Raw genomic sequence first — 24,851 nt, 5'->3', positions numbered from 1 at the left:
CGAATGTGAAGTCAGCGGCGGGGACGCTGGCCCGGTGTACCCAGCGGCAACCACAGGCTGGCCACGGTACCGCCGCCGTCGCGGGCATCGACGCTGGCGCGGCCATCATGCAGGCGCGCGACCTCCTGCACGAACGGCAGGCCCAGGCCGGAACTGCGCCGTCCGCTGCCGGGGCGGGCCAGCGAATAGAAGCGTTCGAACACCCGTTCGCGTGCATAGTCGGGAATGCCGGCACCACGATCGGCCACCTGCAGGCGCACGCCCTGCCCGTCCGCCTCGGCCTGCAACGCGATCTCCGCGCCGGCCGGAGAGAACGCAATCGCGTTGTCGATAAGGTTGTGCAGCGCCTGCCGCAGCAGGTAGCCGTCGCCCTGCACCTGCAGGTCGGGCACGCTGCCGATGCGGACCTGCACGCCCGCCGCCTGCGCGCGCACCTGCGCGGCCGCGGCGGCATCGGCCAACAAGGTTGGCAGCGCGATCGGATCACGGGTCTGCAGCCAGCCATGCTGTTCCACTTCGGCCAGCGCCAGCAGTTTGTCGATGGTCTCGGTCAACCGCTCCTGCTGATCGACGATGCTGCGTGCGAAATGCATGCGATCGGCTTCCGGCAGCGGCTCCTGCAGCAGCTCGGCCGCACCGCGGATCGCCGCCAATGGACTCTTCATTTCATGCGTCAGCGACTGCACGTACTGCTCGACGTAAGCCTTGCCCTCCAGCTTGCGGCGCATGGTTTCCAGCGCCTGACCCAGATCGCCGATCTCGTCGCGGCGGCGGCGCGGCGGTGGCACCGGTTCGCCGGCGCTGACCGCCCGCGCATAGCGGCTGAGCTGGCCCAGGCCAGTGGTAAGCCACATCGTCACCAGCACGCCGACCAGCGCCGACAAGCCGATCAGCCAGGCACCGCGCTCGATGATGGCGCGCTGGCTGGCCGCGATGAACGGATCGATGCTGCGGTTGGGCTGGGCCAGGCTGAGCACGCCGATCAGGGTGTGCCCATCGGCCGGGTCGTACACCGGCGCCGCCACGTGCATCACTGTATCGCCGTCCTCACCCGGTGTTTCCGGGCTGGAGCGGGCGCCATACTCGCCGCGCAGCGTGCGGTACACATCATTCCAGCGCGAGTTGTCGCGCCCCAGGTCGCGGCCCAGCGAGTCGTAGATGACGATGCCCTTGGCATCGGTGATGGTCACCCGGTAATCCAGCGAGCGCTTCGGGAAGCGCCAGACCATCGCCTTCAGGTCACGCTGCCGTGCCTTGGCGAGGTTGCGGGTGAAGCTGCCGCTGCGGATGGTGCCGGCCTTGACGTCGGCGGCGGCCATTTCGGCCAGCACGTTGGCCGCATCGACCAGGGTCGATTCCATCGCCTGGCGCACACCGGGCTTCACCTCGTTGACGAACACCCGCATCACGAAGAAGGCGGCGATGCCGGTGATCAGGAAGAAGCCCAGGAACAGCTTCAGTACCAGGCGCATCGGCTAGACCTCCAGCGCGTAGCCAAGGCCACGGTGGGTACGGATCGGGTCATCGCTGGCACCGGCCGCACGCAGCTTGGCGCGCAGCGTCTTTACATGCGTATCAACGGTCCGGTCGGCACTGTCGGCGCTGCTGTCCCAGCCACGGTCCATCAGCTGGGCACGGCTGAGAATGGCGCCGGGGCGCTGCAGCAGCGCCTCCAGCAGCGCGTACTCGTAGCGGGTCAGGTCCAGTGCCTGGCCATGGAAGCGGATACGCCGGCCTTCACGGTCGATGGCGAAGGCGCCATGTTCCTGCCAGCCCGCATCGGCGCCGGGTGCTGCCACGACTGGTGCCGCGCGGCGCAGGCGCGCACGCACCCGCGCCACCAGTTCGCGCGGCGAGAACGGCTTGGTCATGTAATCGTCGGCGCCCAGCTCCAGGCCAAGCACGCGATCCACTTCATCGTTGCGGGCGGTCAGGAAGATCACCGGCAGCTGGGCCGCCGGTCCGGGCTGCGCGCGCAGCCGCCGGCATACCTCGAAGCCGCCCAGGTCGGGCAGGCCCACGTCCAGCACCACCACATCGATATCCCCGGCCTGCAGCCGCTGCAGGGCCTCGCCGCCCAGCAGGCAGTGGCTGGCGGCATAGCCCTCGCTGCGCAGCGCATAGAGCACGGTTTCGGCGATGGCGGCTTCGTCCTCGACTACCAGGACATGGGCAACGGGAGCTGTCATGGCGCGCAGCATAGCCGCTGCGGCCGCCGCCCCGTACACTGCCGCCCATGAACTATCGCCATGCCTTCCATGCCGGCAACCACGCCGATGTGCTCAAGCACATCGTGCAGCTGGCCCTGATCGACAGCTTCAAGCGCAAGGACAGCCCGTTCTTCGTGCTCGACACCCACGGCGGTGCCGGCCGCTACCTGCTGGCCAGCGAAGAGAGCCGCAAGACCCTCGAGGCCGAATCCGGGATCATGCGGCTGATGGCCCAGCCCAAGCTGCCGGAGGTGGTCGAGCGCTATCTGAAGGCGGTACAGGCCGACAACCCGGTGGGCGCGCTGACCAATTATCCGGGCTCGCCGCTGTTGAGCGCGCAGGCCATGCGCTCCCAGGACCGCATGGCGGTGTGCGAGCTGCAGGAAGCCGAAACGGCTACGCTGAAGGCGCTGTTCGCGCATGACAGCCGGGTCGGCGTGCATCCGGGCGATGGCTACGCGTTGCTGCGTTCGCTGCTGCCACCGAAGTTCAACGGCAGCAAGATCGGCCGCGGCCTGGTGCTGATCGACCCGCCCTACGAGGCGCAGGACGCCGAGTACCAGGCCGTCCTGGCCGCTCTGGCCGAGACCCTGGCACGCTGGCCGCAGGCCACCTGCGCGGTCTGGTTCCCGATCAAGCAGCGCCGCACCATCCTGCATTTCCTGCGCAAGGCCACCGCCCTGCCGGTGAAATCGGCGATGACGATCGAATTCCTGGTGCGCCCGGACGACTCACCGCTGCGCCTCAACGGCAGTGGCATGCTGCTGCTCAACCCGCCCTGGCAGTTCGACCGGGTGGTCGGCCCGGCCCTGCCGGCACTGCGCCAGCACCTGGGCGAGCCCGGTGCCAGCACCCGCCTGGATTGGCTCAAAGCACCCGAATAACGGCCTTCACGAGGCTGTACCGCCGTGAGCCTTTCGTTCACGGAATGCAGCCCCGGTGATGCCACAATCGATGGACCACCAAGGAATCACCCGGTATGGCCACTCGCAACCGCATGCCGCCCTGGCATGAGATCTTCAAGGCTCCCAGCGGCCACGAGCTGCTGATCCGCCCCATCCGCCCGGAAGATGGCGCACCGCTGCAAGCGGCGTTCAGCCTGTTCGGGCCGGAAGAAATCCGTGATCGTTTCCTGCAGGCGGTGACCGAGCTGTCGCCGGAAACCACCCAGCGCCTGACCCATCCCAATCCCAAGACCGAGATCACCCTGGTCGCTGCCGAATCCCTGCCGGCTGGCGAAGCGGTGGTCGGCGCGGTCGCCCGGGCCTCGATCATCCCCGGTACCCGTGAAGCCGAGTACGCGATCCTGATCAGCCGCTTCCTGATCGGCCAGGGCCTGGGCCGGCAGCTGATGCGCAAGCTGGTGAAGTGGGGCCGCGGCAAGTACCTGGACCGCCTGTACGGCGACGTTGCCGCCGAAAACGAGCCGATGAAGCAGCTGGCCGCGTCGCTGGGCTTCAAGCCGGTGCCGCACCCGACTGGCGCCGAAGGCCTGGTGCGGATGGTGCTGGAGCTGGACAACTGAAGGTAGCGCCGGGTCAGGCCCGGCGACATTGGTTCAACCGCCGCGCTCGCCGGGTTTGGCCCGGCGCTACCCCGCTCACGTCACGATCATGGGCCCGGCGGGGGCTTCTGCTAAAATCCGGGGTCCATGTCGCGTACCTCATACCCCGCCCCGCCGCTGCCGCGTGCCGGCCAGCTCCGCGCCTGGTGGCGCGCCCCCGCCTCGCCGACCGCCCTGGCCTGGTACCTGGCCCAGGCCGCGCGTGCGCACGACGCTCCGCTGCTGGTGATCACCCGTGACAACCACGGCGCCAACCAGCTCGAAGCCGACCTGCACACCCTGCTCGGCGGCGACCCGGCCCTGCCGGTGGTCGCTTTCCCGGACTGGGAAACCCTGCCCTACGACCGCTTCAGCCCGCATCCGGACATCATCTCGCAGCGCCTGTCGGCCCTGCACCGCCTGCCCACGCTGAAGCGCGGCCTGGTGATCGTGCCGGTGCAGACCCTGTTGCAGCAGCTGGCCCCGCGCAGCTATGTGATCGGTGGCAGCTTCGACCTGAAGGTCGGCCAGCGCCTGGACCTTGAAGCGGAGAAGCGACGCCTGGAAAGCGCCGGCTACCGCAACGTGCCGCAGGTGATGGACCCGGGTGATTTCGCCGTGCGCGGCGGTCTGCTCGACGTGTTCCCGATGGGTGCCGATGAGCCGTTGCGTGTCGAACTTCTGGACGAGGACATCGACTCGATCCGCGCCTTCGACCCGGAAAGCCAGCGTTCGCTGGACAGGGTCGAAGCGGTGCACATGCTGCCCGGCCGCGAAGTCCCGATGGACGAGGCCAGCATCGCCCGCGTGCTGGCCACGCTGCGCGAGCGCTTCGATGTCGATACCCGGCGCAGCGCGCTGTACCAGGACCTGAAGTCCGGGCTGGCCCCGGCGGGCGTCGAGTACTACCTGCCGCTGTTCTTCGAGCGCACCGCAACCCTGTTCGATTACTTGCCCGACGGCAGCCTGCCGGTGGTCTGCGCCGGTGCCGGCGAAGCCGCCGAGGCGTTCTGGGCGCAGACCGGCGAGCGCTACGAACAGCGCCGCCACGATGTCGAACGGCCGCTGCTGCCGCCGTCGGCGCTGTACCTGTCGCCGGAGCTGCTGCGCGAGCGCCTGAACGACGCCCCGCGCATCGAGGTGTGGGCTGCTGACCACGCACGCATCGCCGACGCGCACCCGTTGGGCGACCAGCCGTTGCCGCCGCTGCCGGTGGCCGCGCGCGACGCACCGGCCGGCGACGCACTGAAATCCTTCCTCGGCCACTACCCGGGCCGCGTGCTGATCGCCGCCGATTCGCCCGGCCGTCGTGAAGCCCTGCTGGAAGTGCTGCAGGCCGCCGAGCTGAAACCACCGGTGGTGGCCGACCTGCCCGCGTTCCTCGCCGACGATGCGCGCTTCGCGATCGCGGTAGCGCCGCTGGAGGATGGCTTCGCACTGGACGATCCGCGCATTGCGGTGCTGACCGAACGCCAGCTGTTCCCCGAGCGCGCCGGCAGCACCCGCCGTACGCGCCGTGCCGGCCGCGAGCCGGAAGCGATCATCCGCGATCTCGGCGAGCTGACCGAGGGCGCGCCGATCGTGCACGAGGACCATGGCGTCGGCCGCTACCGTGGCCTGATCGCGATGGACGTCGGCGGCATGCCCGGCGAGTTCCTCGAAATCGAATATGCCAAGGGTGACCGGCTGTACGTACCGGTCGCCCAGCTGCACCTGATCAGCCGCTACTCGGGCGCCTCGGCGGAAACCGCGCCGCTGCATTCGCTGGGTGGCGAGCAGTGGAGCAAAGCCAAGCGCAAGGCCGCCGAGAAGGTGCGCGACGTCGCTGCCGAACTGCTGGAGATCCAGGCGCGCCGCCAGGCGCGTGCCGGCCTTGCACTGCAGGTGGACCGCGCGATGTATGAGCCGTTCGCGGCCGGCTTCCCGTTCGAGGAAACACCAGACCAGCTGGCCGCGATCGACGCCACCCTGCGCGACCTGGCCAGCAGCCAGCCGATGGACCGTGTGGTCTGCGGCGACGTCGGCTTCGGCAAGACCGAGGTCGCCGTGCGCGCCGCGTTCGCCGCCGCCAGCGCCGGCAAGCAGGTGGCCGTGCTGGTGCCGACCACGTTGCTGGCCGAACAGCATTACCGTAACTTCCGCGACCGCTTCGCCGATTACCCGCTGAAGGTCGAGGTGCTGTCGCGCTTCAAGACCACCAAGGAAATCAAGGCCGAACTGGAGAAGGTTGCCGCCGGCACCATCGACGTCATCGTCGGTACCCACCGCCTGCTGCAGCCGGACGTGAAGTTCAAGGACCTGGGCATGGTCATCGTCGATGAGGAACAGCGCTTCGGCGTGCGCCAGAAAGAAGCGCTGAAGGCGCTGCGCGCCAACGTGCACCTGCTGACGCTGACTGCCACGCCGATCCCGCGCACGCTCAACATGGCCATGGCCGGCCTGCGCGACCTGTCGATCATTGCCACGCCGCCGCCGAACCGGCTGGCGGTGCAGACCTTCATCACCCAGTGGGACAACGCACTGCTGCGCGAAGCCTTCCAGCGCGAGCTGGCGCGCGGTGGCCAGCTGTACTTCCTGCACAACGACGTGGAAAGCATCGGCCGCATGCAGCGCGAGCTGTCCGAGCTGGTGCCGGAAGCGCGCATCGGCATTGCCCATGGGCAGATGCCCGAGCGCGAGCTGGAAAAGGTGATGCTGGACTTCCAGAAGCAGCGCTTCAACGTGCTGCTGTCGACCACGATCATCGAGTCGGGCATCGACATCCCCAACGCCAACACCATCATCATCAACCGCGCCGACCGCTTCGGCCTGGCCCAGCTGCACCAGCTGCGCGGCCGCGTCGGCCGTTCGCACCATCGCGCCTACGCCTACCTGGTGGCGCCGGACCGCCGATCGATCACCCCGGACGCCGAGAAGCGCCTGGAAGCGATCGCCTCGATGGACGAACTGGGCGCCGGCTTCACCCTGGCCACGCACGATCTGGAGATCCGCGGTGCCGGTGAGCTGCTCGGCGAGGACCAGAGTGGGCAGATGGCCGAGGTCGGCTTCAGCCTGTATACCGAGCTGCTGGAACGCGCGGTACGCAGCATCAAGCAGGGCAAGCTGCCCGACCTGGATGCTGGCGAGGAAGTGCGCGGTGCCGAGGTCGAGCTGCACGTGCCGGCGCTGATTCCGGAAGACTACCTGCCGGACGTGCACACCCGCCTGACCCTGTACAAGCGCATTTCCAGCGCGCGCGACAGCGATGCGCTGCGCGAGCTGCAGGTAGAGATGATCGATCGTTTCGGCCTGCTGCCGGATGCCGCCAAGCACCTGTTCGCCATCGCCGAGCTGAAGCTAAAAGCCAACACGCTGGGCATCCGCAAGCTGGACCTGGGCGAGAATGGTGGCCGCATCGTGTTCGAGTCCAAGCCGAACATCGATCCGATGGCGGTGATCCAGCTGATCCAGAAACAACCGAACCTCTACGCCATGGAAGGGCCTGACAAGCTGCGCATCAAGCATCCGCTGCCGTTGCCGGAAGACCGCTTCAACGCGGCCCGCGCCCTTCTGACCACCCTCGCCCCGGGTTGATCGCCCCCGAATACCCCGCACCGGTCCCCACCCGGTGCGGGCGGATGACCATGTTTCCTGACGCCGTACCCGCCCCCGACCTGCTGCACGCGCAGGCCTGCCTGATCGATGCCCTTTCGATGTCGCTGCAGATGCGTGATGCCTACACCCGCCACCACTGCGACCGCGTCGGCCTGCTTGCGCGGCGCCTGGCCGTGCACTGCGATCTCGATGACGATGCCTGTTCGCAGATCGGCCTGGCCGCGCGTTTCCACGACATTGGCAAGATCGGCATTCCCGACGATGTATTGCTGACACCGCGCCGGCACACCGACGAGGAACGCGCGATCATGCGTGAGCATCCGGTGCGCGGCGAACACATCTTCCTCGCCACCGGCCGCAGCGACGCGGCACCGGTTGCGCGGCTGATCCGCGCCCATCACGAGGCCTTCGATGGCAGCGGCTACCCCGATGGGCTGCGTGGTGAGAGTATTCCGCTGGGTTCCCGCATCATGACCGTGGCCGATGCCTATGACGCGATGACCAGCGTGCGCCCCTACCGTGCCGCGATGGAACACGATACTGCGATGCGCATCATCGACGAGCAATCCGGTGGTCTGATCGATCCGTATGTGCTGCAGCGCTTTCATCGCATGCTGGCACAGGAACCGGCGCTGGCCTGAGTCCTTCCCGAACGTGAAGTGACCCGTCGGCTGATGTGCTGACGGATGCGCCCGCTGACGCGGCGGCTGATGTGCTAGCCGACTTACGGGTGGACACGTCGGCTGATGCGCCGACCGACTCGCCGACGGACACGGCGGCTGATGCGTCGACCGACTTGCCGACGGACACGGCGGCTGATGCACCGACCGACTTGCCGACGGACACGGCGGCTGATGCGTCGACCGACTTGCCGACGGACACGGCCGCTGATGCGCCGACCGACTTGCCGACGGACACGTCCGCTGATGCGTCGACCGACTTGCCAACGGACACGTCGGCTGATGCGTCCACCGACTTGCCGACGGACACGGCGGCTGATGCGCCGACCGACTTGCCGACGGACACGTCGACTGATGCGTCGACCGACTTGCTGGTAGAGTCGACTGTTAGTCGACTGCTCTTCCTACAGATCGCGAAGATCCCGCGCTACGCGCGATAGTCGACTAACAGTCGACTCTACCGACCTGGCTCCATCGGCCCAGGGGGGCGACTGCTCTTCCTACAGATCGCGAAGATCCCGCGCTACGCGCGATAGTCGACTAACAGTCAACTCTACCGATCCGGCGCCATCGTGCCGGCAAACAAAAGGCCCGGCGTTCGCCGGGCCTTCTGCATCACGCATCACGTGCGATCGATTACCAGATCACCACGCGCTTGTCGTCGGCACGCACCATCGCGTCGCCGGCCTTGCACTGGAACGCCGCAGCGAAGGACGGCATGTTCGACGGCGCACCGTTGGCACGGAAGTTGGCCGGGGCATGCGGGTCGGTGTTCAGGCGCACGCGCAGTTCACCATCGGTGAAGTTGCGACGCCACACGGTGGCCCAGTTCATGAAGAAGCGCTGGTCCTGGCTGTGCCCATCGACCTCGACATTCGCCTTCGGGTTTTCCTTCAGCGCCATCTGCAGTGCGTCGTAGGCCACGGTCAGGCCGCCGAGGTCGCCGATGTTCTCGCCCAGGGTCAGCTTGCCCTTCACGAACACGCCCGGCACCGACTCGTAGCCATCGAACTGTGCGACCAGCTGGTCAGTACGCTCGGTAAAGGCCTTGCGATCGGCGTCGGTCCACCAGTTGTCGAAGTTGCCGTTGGCGGCGAACTGGCTGCCCGAGTCGTCGTAGCCGTGCATCATCTCGTGGCCGATGACCGCACCGATGCCGCCGTAGTTCAGCGCCGGATCGGCCTTGGCGTCGAAGAACGGCGCCTGCAGGATCGCCGCCGGGAACACGATCTCGTTCTTGGTGGCGTTGTAGTACGCGTTGACGGTCTGCGGGGTCATGCCCCACTCGGTCTTGTCCACCGGCTTGCCGATCTTGTCCAGCATGTAGCGGTAGTTGAACGCACGCGCTGCCTGCATGTTGCCCAGGTAGCTGTCGCCATTGGTCTGCAGGCCGGTCCACTCACGCCACTTGTCCGGGTAACCGATCTTCGGGGTGAAGCTGGCCCACTTTTCCAGTGCCTTCTTCTTGGTTTCTTCGCCCATCCACGGCAGCTGCTCCAGGCGCGCCTTCAGCGCCTGCGACAGGTTTTCCACCAGGTGCTGCATGGCCACCTTCGACTCGGCCGGGAACACGGCGTCGACGTACAGCTGGCCCAGCGCTTCGCCCATGCCACCGTTGACCGACTCCAGCACGCGCTTCCAGCGCGGCTGCATTTCCTTCTGGCCACGCAGGGTGGTGCCGTAGAAATCGAAGTTGGCCTTCTCGAACTGGCTGCTCAGGTACGGCGAGGCGTCGTCGATGGTGTGGAAGCGCAGGTAGGCCTGCCAGGTGCTGGCCGGCACGTCGGCGAGCATCTTGTCCATTTCACCGAAGAAGCCCGGCTGGGCCAGCGAGAACTTCTGCGCGGCCGGCACCTTCAGGGTGTCAAACAGCGCGGTCCAGCTGAAGTTCGGGGTCAGCTTGTCGGCATCGGCAGCGCTGAGCGGGTTGTAGCGCTTGGCCGGGTCACGCATTTCAATGCGCGACATCGAGGCCTTGGCCAGGCGGGTTTCAAAGGCCATCACGGCCTTGGCCTGCTCGGCGGCCTGTGCAGCGTCCACGCCGGACAGGGTCAGCACCTGTGCGATGTAGGCCACGTAGGCATCGCGGATCTTGGCCTGCGCGTCGTCGAAGTAATAGCCCTTCTCCGGCAGGCCGAGGCCGCCCTGGCCGACGTAGGCGATGACGTTGGCCGAATCCTTGTAGTCGGCATTGGCGAACAGCGAGAACAGCACGCCCTTGCCCTCGGCCTGGCTGTCGCGCAGGTACTGGGTGATGGCGGCCGTGTCGTTCAGCGCGGTGATCTTGTCCAGCTGCGGCTGCAGCGGCGCCAGGCCGGCGGCTTCGATCTTGGCTTCGTCGTTGCCGGTCTTCCAGATGTCACCGATCTTGGCTTCCACCGAGCCGGCCTTGGCCTGGCTGGCGGCGGCCTGCTGCACCAGCGTGTGCTGCACTTCCAGCGAGCGCTCGCGAAGGATCTCGAAGCTGCCCCAGGTGGTCTGGTCGCCCGGCACCGGGTTGGCCTTCAGCCACTTGCTGTTGACGAAGCCATTGAGGTCGGTACAGGCCGAGATCGACGGGTCCAGATCGGCGCTGTTGAGCGAGATCAGCGGGGTCTTGATCTGCGACTGGTCGAAGGCCGGCTTGGCGTCGGCGTTGGCAGCCGGCGCAGATTCATTCTTGCCACAGGCGGCCAGCGAGGCAGCAATGGCGATGGTCAGGCCCAGCGGGGCCAGGTTGCGGAAGTTCATGAGGCTCTCCTGCGGGTAATTTCACAGGGTAGCCGGGAAGGCCCAGCGCGGGGACCGGCCAAAGGTCACGAGCCCCCGCCGCGGCTTCCGCCACATGCCGGTATGCTCTGGCCTCCGCGAACATTGGAGCTCATGACCATGGACGAACCTGCACTGCTGCTGGCCGTCGACGCCTGTGAGTTTCTGTTCCTGACGAGCATTGGCGAGCCGGAAGCGAATCAACTGCGCCTGGTCGTCGAAGAAGGCCAGGTAGTCGGAAAACCCTCCCGTGTGAAGCTCGGTCATGGACGTTCAATCGATGGTGTTCGTGCAATAGAGGTGGTGCCCCACTCGCAGCGGTTTGAACTGATCTGGGACCACTACATCAGCTATGCCGTGCACAACGAGTCCTACCAGAGCTGGGATGACTCCGAAGCCTGGAGCGGCAACCTGTTCCGCCGATACAGCCGTTCGAAGTTCCTTGATTATCTGGACCGTGCCACCTTCGCTGATACCCGTTACCCGGGCCCATTCACGCACTATCAGGTGATATGCCAGGACCACGTCATCGACATTGCTGCATTGCAGCCGCCGAAGGTGCGCCTGCTGGGCCCTTCGTAGCGGACAGATACAGCCACCCGTGGGGTGGCTCTACTGGGTTGCGACAGCGTCAGCCGAGCGTGGGCTCGACGCTACAGAAGAGAAGGCCGGCTTGCGCCGGCCTTTTTCTTATTTCGCCTTGCCCTGGTTGGCCACGGCTTCGGCGGCCTTGCGGGCGGCTTCCGGGTCGCCCAGGTAGCGGAACGACTTCACCGTCAGATCGTCGTTCAGTTCGAACAGCAGCGGGATGCCGGTCGGGATGTTCAGCTCAAGGATTTCCTCGCGCGAGACGTTGTTGAGGTACTTGTACAGCGCGCGCAGCGAGTTGCCGTGGGCGGTGACCAGCACGGTCTTGCCGTCCTTCAGCTGCGGCGCGATCGCGTCGTGCCAGTACGGCAGCACGCGGTCAAGGGTGGTGGCCAGCGATTCGGTGCCCGGCAGCGCGTTGCGGTCCAGACCGGCGTAGCGGCGGTCATGGATCGGGTGGCCCGGATCCTCCAGATCCATCGGCGGCGGCGGGATGTCGTACGAACGACGCCACACCTTGACCTGCTCCTCGCCGTGCTTGGCGGCGGTCTCGGCCTTGTCCAGGCCCTGCAGGCCGCCGTAGTGGCGCTCGTTGAGGCGCCAGGACTTGTTCACCGGCAGCCAGTCCTGCTCCAGCTCGGCCAGCGCGCCCTGCAGGGTGTGGATGGCGCGCTTGAGCACCGAGGTGTGGGCGACGTCGAACTGCAGGCCTTCCTCGCGCATCAGGCGACCGGCGGCGGCCGCTTCCCGGCGACCCTGCTCGGTCAGGTCGACATCAACCCAGCCGGTGAAGCGGTTGTCCAGGTTCCACTGGCTCTGGCCATGGCGCAACAGTACGAGTTTACGGGTCACTGCAGGGTCTCCAACGCGAGGAAAGGCAGGCCGCCATTGTAGCCCCGGCCGCCGCTCACCGGGCCGTGGCACCGCGCATGCGATGCTGCGGCCAATGAATACGGTGATCGACCCCGGACGCTGGGAAGGCAGCGTCGCAGCCGCCCGCGAGCAGCAGACCCAGCTTGCCGGCCGCGTGGAGCGTCAGGACCGCCTGGCCCGCGACGTGCGCTGGCTGGCCGGGCTGGATGTCGGCTTCGAGGACAACGGTGCCACCACCCGTGCCGCAGCGGTGCTGCTGGATGCGAAGACGCTGCAGCCCGTGGCGCAGGAGATCGCGCGGATTCCCACGGTGATGCCGTACATCCCCGGCCTGCTCAGCTTCCGCGAGCTGCCGGCGTTGTTGGCCGCGTTGGCACTGCTGCCACGCGCGCCGGACCTGGTGTTCGTCGATGGCCACGGCATCAGCCATCCCCGCCGGCTGGGCGTGGCCGCGCACCTGGGCGTGGTCACCGATCTGCCCAGCATCGGCGTCGCAAAGTCGAAACTGGTGGGCCGGTTCATCGAGCCGGGCGCCGAAGCGGGCGCGCATACACCACTGCTGGACGGCGATGAGCAGCTGGGCTGGGTGCTGCGCAGCAAGCTGCGCTGCAAGCCGCTGTTCGTCGCTGGCGGCCATCGGGTCAGTGCCGATACCGCGCTGGACTGGGTGCAGCGCACGCTGCGTGGCTACCGGTTGCCGGAGCCGACCCGGCTGGCGGATCGGCTGGCTTCCCGACGGGACGAATGACCTTCGCTGCTCTGGACGGATGCAGCCTGCGCAGTCACGTCGGGACGATTGGGTAGAGTCGACTGTCAGTCGACTATCGCGCGCAGCGCGGGCTTTGTCGCAGCCTCACGGGAGAGCAGTCGACTGACAGTCGACTCTACCAAGGCGGTCCCACCCCGCTGGTTTCGTAGCAGACTCTGCATGGCGGCCTCCTGCCGGAACCGACCCAACTGGCCTCGCGACAGGGTAGAGTCGACTATCGCGCGCAGCGCGGGCTTTGTCGCAATCTCGCGGGAGAGCAGTCGACCAACAGTCGACTCTACCAAGGCGGTCCCACCCCGCTGGTTTCGTAGCAGACTCTGCACGGCGGCCTCCTGCCGGAACCGACCCGGCTGGCCTCGCGACAGGGTAGAGTCGACTGTCAGTCGACTATCGCGCGCAGCGCGGGCTTTGTCGCAATCTCGCGGGAGAGCAGTCGACTAACAGTCGACTCTACCAGGGCGGATTCGTCCAGCCGGTTTCGTCCAAGCGGTTTTGCCCCACCGGTTTCGTCCGGCCGGTTTCATCCGATCCGCGTGACGGCTTATCCCATTCAACGATGCACGTGGCCGCGATGCCCTTGTGCGTCTTCGCCGTGGTCATGACCTTCATGGCCCTCGTGCTCGCCGCCCTTCACCGGCGCCGGCTCACCGCAGGCTTCGCCGCAGTGGTCGGCCTCGATCTGCAGCGTCACGTGCTCGATGCCGAAATCATCGTGCAGGCGGGCACCCAGCTCACGGCGCAGCGCATCGGCATCGGTGCCGTCGCGCATCACGACATGCGCGGTCAGCGCCGGCGTGCTGGAGGCCAGCGCCCACACATGCAGGTCATGCACATCGAGTACCGCGTCGTGGCCCGACAGGCTGTCACGCACCTTGGCCACATCCATGCCCTTCGGCACGCCTTCCAGCAGCACGTTGATCGCCTCGCGCATCAGCACCCAGGTGCGCGGCAGTACCCACAGGCCGATCAGCACCGCCAGGATCGGATCGATCGGCTTCCAGCCGGTGAACTGGATCAGCACCGCACCGGCGATCACCGCCACCGAGCCGAGCATGTCCGCCCACACTTCCAGGTAGGCGCCCTTAACGTTGAGGCTCTCGCCGCTGCCGGCCTGCAGCAGGCGCATCGAGATCAGGTTGATGACCAGGCCAGCCGAGGCGATCACCAGCATGCCGGTGGAGGCGATCTCCTGCGGCTTGCTGAAGCGCCCGACGGCTTCCCACAGGATGTAGCCGGCAACCACGAACAACATCGCGCCGTTGATCATCGCGCCCAGTGCTTCCAGGCGCGCATACCCATAGGTGCGGCGCGCATCCGGCGGGCGCCGGCTCAACCGCACCGCGATCAGCGCGATCATCAGCGCCAGTGCATCGGTGGCCATGTGGGCCGCGTCGGACAGCAGCGCCAGGCTGTTGGTCCAGAACGCGCCCACCACCTCGACGACGAGGAAGGTGGAGGTCAGGCCGAGTGCCCACCACAAGGGTTTCTCGTGGCGGATCTCGGACGGCAGGTGGTCGTGGTCGTGGCCCATGGCGACAGCTCCTTTGCGATGGAGGCAGGCTACGCTGGCGGCCGTGGGGAAACTATCACGGTGTTTATAACATTGCAGGCCTGCGGGATTGAGGCCGCCGGGCATGGCCCGGCGCTACCGCGGCTGGAACGCCGCCGCACATGGACCGGCGCTACCGGGGTAGCGCCAGGCCATGCCTGGCGAGCGCAGCGCAGCAACGCCTGCCTGCGGTCAGAACCCGAAGCGCAGGCTGGCCCAGTAAGCGCGACCCGGCTCGTTGTAGGTCGCCGCGCCGGCATCGCTGCTGTTGGCCTCGCGGAACAAGCGCTTGTCAGCCAAGTTGTTCACGCCAAAGCCGAAGCTGACCGTATCGGTCACCTTGTAGCGCGCGCTCACCCCCCAGATGTTGTAGGCACCACGATCCTGCAGCGCGAGCGACGGATCGCAGGTGCCGGTACAGCGCGGATCGTTGTTGATGTTGGTGGTGGCCGGCTTCTGCTTGCCATAGAACGTGCCAGTCAACAGCAACGACAGCTTGTCGGTGGCCTGCCAGTCCAGCATCGTGTTGATGGTGTACTTCGGGATCACCGACAACGGCTGGCGCGTGGTCTTGTTCTCGTTCTCCACCATGTAGGTGAAGTTGTTGCTCCACTTCAGGCGGTTGCCCTGCTCGCCCAGCAGCGGGATCACCAGGTTGCCTTCCAGCCCCTGCACGATCGCCTTCGGTGCGTTCTCCCAGCGGAAGATGCGGCCGCGGCCGTCGGCGGTCAGGCCGATCTGGTCGTAGCCGGCCTGGATCTTGTCCTTGTAGTCGTTGTGGAAGTAGGTCAGCGACGCCTGCCAGCCGCTCTGCGGCGCCCACTCGATGCCCAGTTCCTTGTTCAGGCTGGTTTCCGCCTTCAGGTCCGCGTTGCCGCGCATGTAGCAGCCGGCGCCCAGGCTCGGCAGCGCATTCGGGCAACCGTTGCCGCGGGTGTAGTACAGATAGTCCGGATTGGACTGGTACAGGTTCGGAGCCTTGAACGCACGTGCGATGCCGCCCTTCACCACCCAGTCGCTGTTGATGCGGAACTGCGCGTTGAGGCTGGGGCTGGTGTTGTTGCCGAACTGGCTGTGGTGGTCGAAGCGCAGACCCGGGGTGACGATCCAGCGCTCACCCAGGTAGATGTTGTCTTCGACGAACACGGCGGTGGTCTGCGCATCGGACTTGCCGCGCGCGCGATCGGCCGACAATCCCGGGAAACCGCCGCCGCTGGTGCTGGACTGGCTCATCGAGTAAGGATCGGTCAGCCGGCTGTCGAGGTACTCGAAGCCCAGCGTCCAGATGTTCTCGGCGCCGCCCAGCGTGCTCGGGAAGCTCACTTCGCCATCCAGCTGGTAGTTGCGCAGGCGCGAGGTCGACCAGTCGGTGCCGTTGAAACTGCCTTCCGGGCCACCGGCAAGGCCTTCATTGATGCGCGAGTTGTTCACCGCTTCCACCGCGGCCGTCACCCGCGAGGTGACATCGCCCCAGCGGCCACGATGGGTGATCGCGCCGGTGGTGCGGTACATGCGGTTGGTTTCCGCCTTGTCGTCGGCCAGGGCGGCCAGATCGATGCCGGTCGAAGTGCCGGTGGTGCTGACCGCACGGTCGCCGGCGTAGATGTTGCCCTGGCGGCTGGTGCCGGCTTCGAACTCGACCACCTGGTTGGCGGTCACGTCCCAGCGCAGCAGTGCGTTGACATCACGATTCTTGACGCCCTCGCGGCCGGCCGGTGGCACCGCGTTCGGATTGGTGGCGTACTGTCGGTTGAGGTCCAGCGAATCGGCGTCGGTCTTGTTGAGGTTGCCGTACAGGCGGAACGACAGGGTGTCGGTCATCGGCCCGCTCAGCTGCAGGCCGACGCGCTCGCTGCCGCCCTCGGCGCTGTGCTCGGGCACCAGGCCATACAGGTCGACCGCGCCGGTCAGATCACCGGTCGGGCGCTTGGTGATGATGTTGACCACGCCACCGGAGGCACCCGAGCCGTAGCGCGCCGCCGCAGGGCCACGCAGCACTTCGATGCGCTCGATCATTTCTGCCGGCACCCAGTTGGTATCGCCACGGGTATTGCGCTCGCCGCTGCGGCCCATGCGTACTGCATCGCGGGCACCGATGCGCTTGCCATCGACCAGGATCAGGGTGTTTTCCGGGCCCATGCCACGCAGATCGATCTGGCGGTTGTTGCCGTACTGGCCCGAGGCGCTGTTGCCGGTCAGGTTGACGCCCGGCATGGTGCGCAGCAGCTCGGCGATGTCGTTGGCCGGCGGGCGCCTGGCGATATCCTCAGCGGTGATCGTCGAGGTGCCCAGCGCCTGGCGTGCGATCTGCGAGGCGGTGACATGCACCGTGTCGATATCGGTGGCGTCGGTTTCGGCATGGGCGGTCAGGGCGCCGCCCGCCAACAGGGCGGCAACGGCGAGCGCCAGCGGGCGCGGCGAAAAGACAACGGCAGGGGACATGGTCTGGACCTTCTGGCAGGGCAACGGGGCCTCTGGCAAAGGGCTTGAGGCAACGACGAGGGGGAGGCGCGGAACGTTGCTGCAGGCACCTGCACCCCGCTCCGTGCGCGCATTCTCCCATCAATGCGAGTGATTCTCAAATGCGTTAGCTCATTGCCGCAGCGGCACCGATGTGGTTTGCGCACCGCGCAACCCTGCACCGCGCGTAAACTGGCTGGCTAACCCGCCATCAACCGCACGCCGCCGCGGCCGATACCCGTGGTTTGCCGTACGCAGTCAGAGATCGACGTGGAAACACCCCAACTGGATGAAGCCAGCCAACCGCTGGCCGAGGCGTGGCAGCTGTGCCTGCAGCAGGCCGGCCCAGCCGCCACCGCGCTGCTGCACGCCGCCGCCGCGGACGCGCCACCGGCGCTCGCCGGGCGCTTCTATGAAGTGCTGCTGCAGGATGGCCGCGCGCGCCGCTTCCTGTCCCACGAACAGGTCAAGCAACGCCTGCAGCCGGCGATGCAACGCTGGCTGGTGCAGCTGCTGACCACCGACGCCGCCGGCGTCGTCGCCACCGTCGCCTCGCAGCGGGTGATCGGCGACGTGCATGCGCGGGTTGGCATTCCGGTCGATCTGGTCACCCGCGGCGCACGCGTGCTCAAGCACGAACTGTTCCTGCGCCTGCGCGACGATGCGCCGGACAGCGCCACCGCCTTCGCTGCCATCGACTGCCTCAGCGCGATCATGGACATCGCCATGGAAGGCATGACCCTGGCCTACACCCATGCGCGCGAACGCTCCACCCGTGCCGACGCCGCCTACCGGCTGTTCTCGCTGGTACAGAACGTCGGTACCGAACGCGAGCGCCAGCGTGCACTGCTGCTGGACTGGGAGAACGCCCTGCTCTACGCACTCGCCGGCCACGTGCAGGCCAGCGACAACGCCAGCCTCGCCACTTCGGAGTTCGGCCTGTGGTTCACCCACAAGGGCATCCCCAGCTTCGGCGAAAGCAGCGAAACGCAGCAGGTGGGCCAGTTGATGGCCCGCATTGACGGGCACCTGCAGCGCGCGAGCGGCGATGCTCCGGCTCAGCGACTGGCGGTGCTGCCGGCCATCCGCGAGGACCTGGCCGCGATCCGCACCCTGATGACGCTGCTGTTCGAACGCATCGGCGAACTGGATGCCGGCAGCGATGCCCTGACCAACCTGCTCAACCGCCGCTTCCTGCCCACCGTGCTGCGCCGGGAAATCGAACTGGCCACCCGCAACCGCACGCCGTTCTCGCTGCTGCTGCTCGATCTGGACCATTTCAAGGCGATCAACGACGGCCACGGCCACGATGCCGGCGACCGCGCGTTGCAGCACGTGGCCGGCCTGCTGGGGCAGCTCACACGCGGCAGTGATTACCTGTTCCGCTATGGCGGTGAGGAGTTCGTGGTGGTGCTGGTTGCGGCCAGCGAATCACAGGCCGGGGTGATTGCCGAAAGCCTGCGCAGGCAGATCGCGCAATCGCCAGTGACGCTGGCCAACGGGCAGGTACTGGAACTGACCGCCAGCATCGGTGTGGCAGGCCATGATGGCCACCCGGACTACGAACGATTGATGGCGCGCGCCGACGCCGCGATGTACGAGGCCAAGCGCAGCGGTCGCAACCGGGTGGTGGTGGCCAGCGACGCCTTGCAGGATGCGCCGGGACGGCGTGCGCTGCAGCGGTGAACCGGCGGAAATGAAACATCCCGGTGGCGTGTAGAGTCGACTGTCAGTCGACTACCGTGCGCAGCGCGGGGTTTTTCGCAAAGTGACGGAAGAGCAGTCGACTAACAGTCGACTCTACCGCTTCGCACCGCGGCCGATTCATTGAGCGCCGCCACACGCCACGCACCCCACCACAGCACTGCCAACAGCGCGATGCCGGCGCCCAGCAGGCAGACCGCCGACCACCCATGATGGGCCTGCATCCAGGTGCCCGCCGTCGCACCGGCACCGCTGCCCATCGCATAGAACAGCATGTACAGCGCCACCAGGCGTCCATGCTGTTCACCGGGCGCACGCAACAGCAGCGCCTGGTTGGCGACGTGCAGTGCCTGCCCCCCCAGATCCAGCACCACCACGCCCAGCAGCAGCAACGCCAGCGAGTGCGGCAGGCCCAGCAGCGGCCACCACGCGGCGAGCATCAGCAGCAGCGCGCCGAGGCTGACCCGATGTGCGAATCCACGGTCCATCCAGTGCCCGACCCGCGCCGCCATCAATGCGCCGACCACCCCGGCCAGGCCGAGTACACCGATGGCCGCAGTCGACCAGTTCAATGGCGATGCCGACAACGGCAACGGGGCGGCCGCCCAGAACACGTTGAGCCCGGCAAACAGCAGCAGTGCCAGCGGCCCACGCTCGCGCAGCGTTCGGTCGGTGCGCAGCATGCCCAGCATCGAGCCCAGCAGCTCGCGCCAGCGTGGGGGGACTTCCGGCACCGGCACTGCGGGCAGGCGCCGCCACAACAGCACCGCCAGGGTTGCCATCACCAGCGCCGACAGCAGATAGACCGCCTGCCACCCCAATGCTGCCGCCACCGTACCCGACACCACACGCGCCAGCAGCAGTCCGATGAATACACCGCCCTGCACCACGCCCACCACGCGACCGCGCAGCTCGGGCGGTGCCAATGTTGCCGTGTAGGCAATCAGCCCCTGCGTCAGCGCCGTGCCCAGCAGTCCGGCGAGCAGCATGCCCGACAGCAGCCAGCCGGCAGTGCGCGCGGCCGCCAGCCACAGCAGGGCGACAACCAGCGCCGCCAGCTGCAGCCGCAGCAGGTGCCGTCGGTCACCGCGGTCGGCCAGCGGCAGCAGGCCAAGCAACGCCAGCACGCTGCCCGCCTGGGTCGCGGCCAATACCGCGCCGGCCACCGCACGGTCCAGTGCAAAAGCGCGCGCAAGCTGCTCCAGCAGCGGCTGGGCGTAATAGACGTTGGCGACACTGGCGCCGGCGGCAACCGCAAGCAGGACCCGCAGTGGGCGCGGAACAGGTAAGACGCTCATCATGTAGTTGCAATTTGAAACCTGATGCAGACTAACGCCATTGGTTTTAAACTGCAACCACATTCAGGAGATGCCCCATGCACGCCGACAGCCCCTGCCCCGTCGCCCGCAGTGCCGACCTGCTCGGTGATCGCTGGGCACTGCTGGTGATCCGAGATGCGTTCGACGGTGTCACCCGCTTCGGCGACTTCCAGCGCAGCCTCGGCGCGGCACGCAACATCCTCAGTGACCGCCTGCGCAGGCTGGTCGAGGCCGGCATCCTGCGGCTGCAGCCGGCCTCCGATGGGTCGGCCTACCAGGAATACGTGCTCACCGCCGCCGGCCAGGAGCTGTTCCCGCTGCTGGTCGCGCTGCGCCAGTGGGGCGAGCGCCACCGCTTCGGCGCGGGCGAAGCACATTCGCAGTTGATTGAATCCGGCACGCGGCGGCCGTTGCCCTACATGCAGCCGCGCGGGCGCGATGGCCAACCGCTTCAGCCCGCGGCCACCCGTGTGCGCAAGCTCAGGGACGAAGGGCGCGACGCCTGATCCGCCCATTCGCGCACACCTCCACGCGGTCGCACCGGGTAGCATCGGCGCTTTCCGCTGCCGGATGCCACCGATGTCGCGCTACCCCCCTTCCCTGCTGACTGCCCTGCTGGCGCCACTGCTGGCCTGCGCGGCCGGAACCACGCAGGCCCGTGAGGTCGCCGCACCGGCAGACCACGTACAGGCTGATGGACCGTATGTGTTCCGCAAAGGCGAGCAACTGCAGGCGAAGTGGATCTGTGCGGACAAGGTCGAGTCGCGCACCCTGCCCATCAGCACGGCGGGTACCGATATCGCAGCACACTGCGGCTATGAGCACACCGTGCACGTGGCCACACCCAATGCCGCCTCGGTCTCCGTACTGCCTGCCGTGCCTCGCATCGTCGCGCTGTCCGACATCCACGGCCAATATGGGCTGCTGGTGCGCCTGCTGCGCGCCAACCGGGTCATCGACGCACAGGACCGCTGGGCGCTGGGCAAGGACACCCTGGTCATCGCCGGCGACGTCTTCGACCGCGGCCCGCAGGTGACCGAGGCATTCTGGCTGCTGTACAGCCTGCAGCAGCAGGCGGCTGCGGCCGGTGGCGCGGTGCACTTCGTGCTCGGCAACCACGAAACCATGGTGCTGTACGACGACCTGCGTTACGTCAACCCGAAGTACCTGCGCAGCGCCCAGCTGCTTGGTCGCAGCTACCCGCAGCTGTACGGTCCCGACTCGGTGATCGGCCAGTGGCTGCGTACCCGCCCGGTACTGCTGAAGATCGGTGACACCCTGTTCCTGCACGGCGGCATCTCGCCCGAAGCCGTCGAGCTGGCGCTGGACCCGGCACGCACCAACGCGGCTTACCAGGCCTCGCTGGGCCTGCCCAAGGCCGAAGTGAAAGCCGATCCGGCCACCGCTCCGCTGTATGACGGCAAGACCAGCCCGATCTGGTACCGCGGCTACTTCGATGGCCGCCTCGACACCGCAGGGGTGCAGAACGTGCTCGACCGCCTGAAGCTCTCGCGCATCGTGGTCGGCCACACCTCGATGCCGCACGTCAGCAGCTTCCATGGCGACCGCGTGATCGCCATCGACAGCAGCATCAAGAACGGCGAGAACGGCGAACTGCTGTTCATCGAAGATGGCAGACTCAGCCGTGGCCTGCTGGACGGTTCGCGGGTGCCGCTGGCGCAGGGCGAGCCCGGCCTTCAGGACTGAATGGACGGACAGCGCGACCGCACCCGACGGCGCCGCCGCGCTCCACCTTCACCCGGTTTGCGGCTACCCTCGGCAGCCGAGAGGCCCACCCCGTCCATCCGGTGGGCCTGACCGTTACAGGAGCCCCGCGCATGCGCGTTCTGATTGCTGAAGACGACCCGGACATCGCCTCCGGCCTGTGCGCCTCGCTGCGCCGGCAGGGGCACGTGGTCGACCACGTCGACAATGGCGCGCACGCCGACGCTGCCCTGGGCTCGACCCAGTACGCACTGCTGGTGCTGGACCTGGGCCTGCCGCAGCTGGATGGCCGCGACGTGCTGCAGCGCCTGCGCCAGCGCGGTGATGGCCTGGCCGTGCTGGTGGTGACCGCCCGCGACGGCCTGGCCGAACGCGTGCGCGTGCTCGACCTGGGCGCCGACGACTACCTGGTCAAGCCGTTCGCGCTGGACGAATTCGAAGCACGCGTACGTGCCCAGCTGCGCCGGGTCACCAGCAATGGCAACCCGGACCTGCGCATCGGCCGCCTGCGCCTGGACCTGGCCGGGCATCGGGTGTGGATCGACGACCAGTCGCTGGAACTGACCGCGCGCGAATTCGGCCTGCTGTCGGCACTGGCGGTACGCGCCGAGCGCATCGTATCGCGCGCGCAGTTGGTGGAAGCGCTGTGCGACTGGGGCCAGGACCTGACCGACAACGGCCTGGACATCGCCCTGCACCGCCTGCGCCGCAAGCTGCAGCCCGGCGGCATGGGCATCCGCACCGTGCGCGGGCTGGGCTACATGCTGGAAGACGCGCAGGACGACAGCACCCCGTGATCAGTGGACCGCCCAGCCTGCGCCGGCGCCTGCTCGCCTTCCTGGCGCTGCCGATGCTGGGCCTGCTCACCTTCAACACGATCCTGGCCTATTACGTTGCGCTGGATTATTCCAACCGCATCCACGACCGCAACCTGATCGACGACACCCACTCGTTCGCGCAGATGCTCAGCACCATGCCGGTGACCAGCGACCTGTCACCACAGGCGCGCTTCCTGATCGAGTACGACCCCGACGGCCACCGCTATTTCAACGTCGACAGCAGCCGCAAGGGCACCCTCAGCGGCAACGCCGACTTCAGCCCCTATGCCCCCTCGCAGGACTGCACCGGCGTGCACCCGGCACTGTACGACGGCACCCTCAACGGCCAGCAGGTACGCATGGCCACGGTCTGCACGCAGGCGATGAATGATCCGCAGGACCAGCTGGCAGTGACCGTGGCCGAGAGCATGGCCGACCGTCGCCAGCGCGCACGCGAGATCCTGATGATCATCATTCCGCTGATGACCATGCTGGCGCTGGGCACCGCCGCGCTGGTCTGGTTCGGCGTGACCTACGGCCTGCGCATCCTGACCCCGCTGAGAACCCGCCTGGCGCAGCGCCGCGGCGAGCTGGCGCCGATTTCCGATGCCGACGTTCCGGAAGAGATCCAGCCGCTGATCAGCACCATCGACGATCTGTTCGCGCGCCAGGCGGAGATGATCACCCTGCAGAACCGCTTCATCGCCGACGCTGCGCACCAGCTGCGCTCGCCGTTGGCCGGAATGGCCCTGCACGTGGACCAGGCGCTGGCACATGGCGATCCGGATACGGTGCGCGAGGCCCTGCAGCACATCCGCCGGCTCAACCAGCGCACCGCGCGGGTCAGCACCCAGCTGCTGGCGCTGAGCCGGGCACAGACCGTGCCGGATACCGTGGAAGCACTCGACCTGTGCGAACTGATACCGCAGTGGGTCGGCATGCGGGTACCGGAAGCGATCCGTGATGGCATCGACCTCGGCTACCGTGGCAGCCCCCAGCCGCTGCGCGTGCTGGGCAACGGTGCCATGCTGCAGGAAGCACTGGACAACCTGATCGACAACGCCCTGCGCTATGCGGGCCGGGAAGCCACCGTCACAGTCGGCGTGCACGCACTGGACGACAATGATGTGGAACTCTATGTGGAAGACAACGGCCCGGGCGTCCCGGAAGACGTGATGCCGCGCCTCGGCGAGCGCTTCTTCCGCGCCCCTGGCACCACTGCCAGCGGCACCGGGCTGGGCCTGGCCATCGCGCACGAGGCGGTGGAGCACTTCGGCGGTCGCCTGAGCTTCCTCAACCGCCCGGGTGGCGGGCTCAAGGTCGCCATCACGCTGCCGCTGCTGAAGGCCCCCTGACCCGGCCCGGGGCGCTGAAAGGCTGGTGAAAATCGCGCTTGCGATCCTGCCATCCCCACTGCCGTCCCGGAGCCGCCAGGTGACCGAATCGCACGACTTCTTCCTCCCCGGTGGCCCACAGGGCGTGCTGCTGGTCCACGGCCTGACCGGCACCCCGGCGGAAATGCGCATGCTGGGCAAGGGCCTGAACAATGCCGGCTTCACGGTGCACGGCGTGCAGCTGCCCGGCCATTGCGGCACCGTGGATGACCTGCTGGCGACCACCTGGGAACAGTGGTACCAGGGCGTGGAAGATGCGGCGGCCAGCCTGCGCGGCAAGGTTGACCAGCTGTTCGTCGGTGGCCTGTCGATGGGCGCGGTACTTTCGCTGGCGTTGGCGGCACGTCGCCCGGAATGGGTGTCCGGCGTGGGCGTATACGGCGCCACGTTCCGCTACGACGGTTGGAACATTCCCGCCGTGGCCCGCTTTTCGTTCCTCCTGCCGTGGTTCAAGCGCTTCAACATCGGCCGCGACCGCATGTTCATGGAAGAACCGCCGTACGGCCTGCGTGACGAGCGCCTGCGTGCGCAGGTCAGCGCCGCCATGCTGTCCGGCGACAGCGCCGCCGCTGGCCTCCCGGGCAACCCCTGGCATGCGCTGGCCGAAATGCGTGCGCTCAGCCACTGGACCCGCCGCCACCTGCACCAGGTCACCGCGCCGTGCCTGGTGATGCACGCCCGCGAGGACGACGTGGCCAGCATGGGCAACGCCGAGCTGGTGATGTCGCGGGTCAGCGGCCCGAAGGAGCTGGTGGTACTGGAAGACAGCTACCACATGATCACCATCGACCGCGAACGCCGCGACGTGATCCGCCGCAGCGCCCGCTTCTTCACCGAGATCGGTGAGCGTACGGGTGTGCTCAAGGCGGTGGCCTGA

19 protein-coding genes are annotated in these 24,851 nt (G+C 67.4%); 12 read left to right on the top strand and 7 right to left on the bottom strand.

The features are described 5' to 3' along the window. Positions 1 to 11 precede the first annotated feature (11 nt). Positions 12 to 1,472, bottom strand: a complete 1,461-nt coding sequence (gene creC / locus QP552_RS06330) for a two-component system sensor histidine kinase CreC (RefSeq protein WP_286075342.1) — start codon at positions 1,470 to 1,472, stop codon at positions 12 to 14. A gap of 3 nt (positions 1,473 to 1,475) precedes the next feature. Further along, complete coding sequence (gene creB, locus QP552_RS06325) at positions 1,476 to 2,201, bottom strand: two-component system response regulator CreB (RefSeq protein ID WP_111204657.1); 726 nt, start codon at positions 2,199 to 2,201, stop codon at positions 1,476 to 1,478. Positions 2,202 to 2,236: 35 nt separating this feature from the next. Between creB and rlmJ the strand changes: the two genes are divergently transcribed. The 4 genes from rlmJ (at position 2,237) to QP552_RS06305 (ending at position 7,988) form a co-directional block, all read left to right on the top strand. Beyond that, positions 2,237 to 3,094, top strand: coding sequence for a 23S rRNA (adenine(2030)-N(6))-methyltransferase RlmJ (gene rlmJ / locus QP552_RS06320; protein WP_286075341.1), 858 nt, complete (start codon positions 2,237 to 2,239; stop codon positions 3,092 to 3,094). Between the two features lie 95 nt (positions 3,095 to 3,189). Next, a complete protein-coding gene (locus QP552_RS06315) occupies positions 3,190 to 3,735 on the top strand; it encodes a GNAT family N-acetyltransferase (protein WP_004150340.1) in 546 nt (181 codons plus the stop codon). A 126-nt stretch (positions 3,736 to 3,861) separates the two neighbouring features. Further along, a complete protein-coding gene (gene mfd, locus QP552_RS06310; RefSeq protein WP_106551044.1) occupies positions 3,862 to 7,326 on the top strand; it encodes a transcription-repair coupling factor in 3,465 nt (1,154 codons plus the stop codon). Between the two features lie 44 nt (positions 7,327 to 7,370). Beyond that, positions 7,371 to 7,988 carry an HD domain-containing phosphohydrolase gene (locus QP552_RS06305; RefSeq protein ID WP_286075340.1) on the top strand — a complete coding sequence of 206 codons (618 nt, stop codon included), beginning with the start codon at positions 7,371 to 7,373 and terminating at the stop codon, positions 7,986 to 7,988. 675 nt (positions 7,989 to 8,663) lie between these two features. On the opposite strand, the gene QP552_RS06300 is transcribed toward QP552_RS06305, so the two are convergent. Next, a complete protein-coding gene (locus QP552_RS06300; RefSeq protein ID WP_286075339.1) occupies positions 8,664 to 10,757 on the bottom strand; it encodes a M13 family metallopeptidase in 2,094 nt (697 codons plus the stop codon). A gap of 138 nt (positions 10,758 to 10,895) precedes the next feature. Here QP552_RS06300 and QP552_RS06295 point away from each other — a divergent pair, with 138 nt between their 5' ends. Continuing rightward, entirely contained in the window at positions 10,896 to 11,357 is a 462-nt protein-coding gene (locus tag QP552_RS06295; protein WP_286075338.1) for a hypothetical protein, read from the top strand. Between the two features lie 108 nt (positions 11,358 to 11,465). On the opposite strand, the gene gpmA is transcribed toward QP552_RS06295, so the two are convergent. Continuing rightward, complete coding sequence (gpmA, locus tag QP552_RS06290; protein WP_286075337.1) at positions 11,466 to 12,215, bottom strand: 2,3-diphosphoglycerate-dependent phosphoglycerate mutase; 750 nt, start codon at positions 12,213 to 12,215, stop codon at positions 11,466 to 11,468. A 94-nt stretch (positions 12,216 to 12,309) separates the two neighbouring features. Between gpmA and nfi the strand changes: the two genes are divergently transcribed. Next, positions 12,310 to 12,984, top strand: coding sequence for a deoxyribonuclease V (nfi, locus tag QP552_RS06285; RefSeq protein ID WP_286075336.1), 675 nt, complete (start codon positions 12,310 to 12,312; stop codon positions 12,982 to 12,984). Between the two features lie 571 nt (positions 12,985 to 13,555). On the opposite strand, the gene QP552_RS06280 is transcribed toward nfi, so the two are convergent. Beyond that, positions 13,556 to 14,536, bottom strand: a complete 981-nt coding sequence (locus QP552_RS06280; RefSeq protein ID WP_286075335.1) for a cation diffusion facilitator family transporter — start codon at positions 14,534 to 14,536, stop codon at positions 13,556 to 13,558. A gap of 210 nt (positions 14,537 to 14,746) precedes the next feature. Next, on the bottom strand, positions 14,747 to 16,996 hold the full coding sequence (locus tag QP552_RS06275; protein ID WP_286075334.1) for a TonB-dependent siderophore receptor: 2,250 nt from the start codon (positions 16,994 to 16,996) through the stop codon (positions 14,747 to 14,749). Positions 16,997 to 17,284: 288 nt separating this feature from the next. On the opposite strand from QP552_RS06275, the gene QP552_RS06270 reads away from it, so the two are divergent. Next, positions 17,285 to 18,700 carry a GGDEF domain-containing protein gene (locus tag QP552_RS06270; RefSeq protein WP_111112125.1) on the top strand — a complete coding sequence of 472 codons (1,416 nt, stop codon included), beginning with the start codon at positions 17,285 to 17,287 and terminating at the stop codon, positions 18,698 to 18,700. A 101-nt stretch (positions 18,701 to 18,801) separates the two neighbouring features. Here QP552_RS06270 and QP552_RS06265 read toward each other — a convergent pair whose 3' ends face one another. Then, positions 18,802 to 20,016: an MFS transporter gene (locus QP552_RS06265; RefSeq protein WP_286075333.1), complete on the bottom strand. Its 1,215-nt coding sequence runs from the start codon at positions 20,014 to 20,016 to the stop codon at positions 18,802 to 18,804. A 77-nt stretch (positions 20,017 to 20,093) separates the two neighbouring features. On the opposite strand from QP552_RS06265, the gene QP552_RS06260 reads away from it, so the two are divergent. The 5 genes from QP552_RS06260 to QP552_RS06240 all read left to right on the top strand — a co-directional run bounded on the left by QP552_RS06260 (position 20,094) and on the right by QP552_RS06240 (position 24,851). Then, positions 20,094 to 20,543, top strand: a complete 450-nt coding sequence (locus QP552_RS06260) for a helix-turn-helix domain-containing protein (RefSeq protein ID WP_286075332.1) — start codon at positions 20,094 to 20,096, stop codon at positions 20,541 to 20,543. Positions 20,544 to 20,616: 73 nt separating this feature from the next. Beyond that, positions 20,617 to 21,744 (top strand): metallophosphoesterase, encoded by a 1,128-nt coding sequence (locus tag QP552_RS06255; RefSeq protein WP_286075331.1) that lies wholly within the window; start codon positions 20,617 to 20,619, stop codon positions 21,742 to 21,744. A gap of 131 nt (positions 21,745 to 21,875) precedes the next feature. Continuing rightward, entirely contained in the window at positions 21,876 to 22,559 is a 684-nt protein-coding gene (locus tag QP552_RS06250) for a response regulator (protein ID WP_088025290.1), read from the top strand. Continuing rightward, positions 22,556 to 23,935 (top strand): ATP-binding protein, encoded by a 1,380-nt coding sequence (locus tag QP552_RS06245; protein ID WP_111112090.1) that lies wholly within the window; start codon positions 22,556 to 22,558, stop codon positions 23,933 to 23,935. The genes QP552_RS06250 and QP552_RS06245 overlap by 4 nt, the downstream gene beginning before the upstream one ends. Positions 23,936 to 24,014: 79 nt before the next feature. Next, positions 24,015 to 24,851: an alpha/beta fold hydrolase gene (locus QP552_RS06240; RefSeq protein WP_049429589.1), complete on the top strand. Its 837-nt coding sequence runs from the start codon at positions 24,015 to 24,017 to the stop codon at positions 24,849 to 24,851.

Origin of the sequence: Stenotrophomonas sp. 59, assembly GCF_030291095.1 — a bacterium.
In the GTDB taxonomy this organism is placed as follows: domain Bacteria; phylum Pseudomonadota; class Gammaproteobacteria; order Xanthomonadales; family Xanthomonadaceae; genus Stenotrophomonas; species Stenotrophomonas maltophilia_Q.
This window is presented reverse-complemented; position numbering and strand designations above follow the sequence as displayed.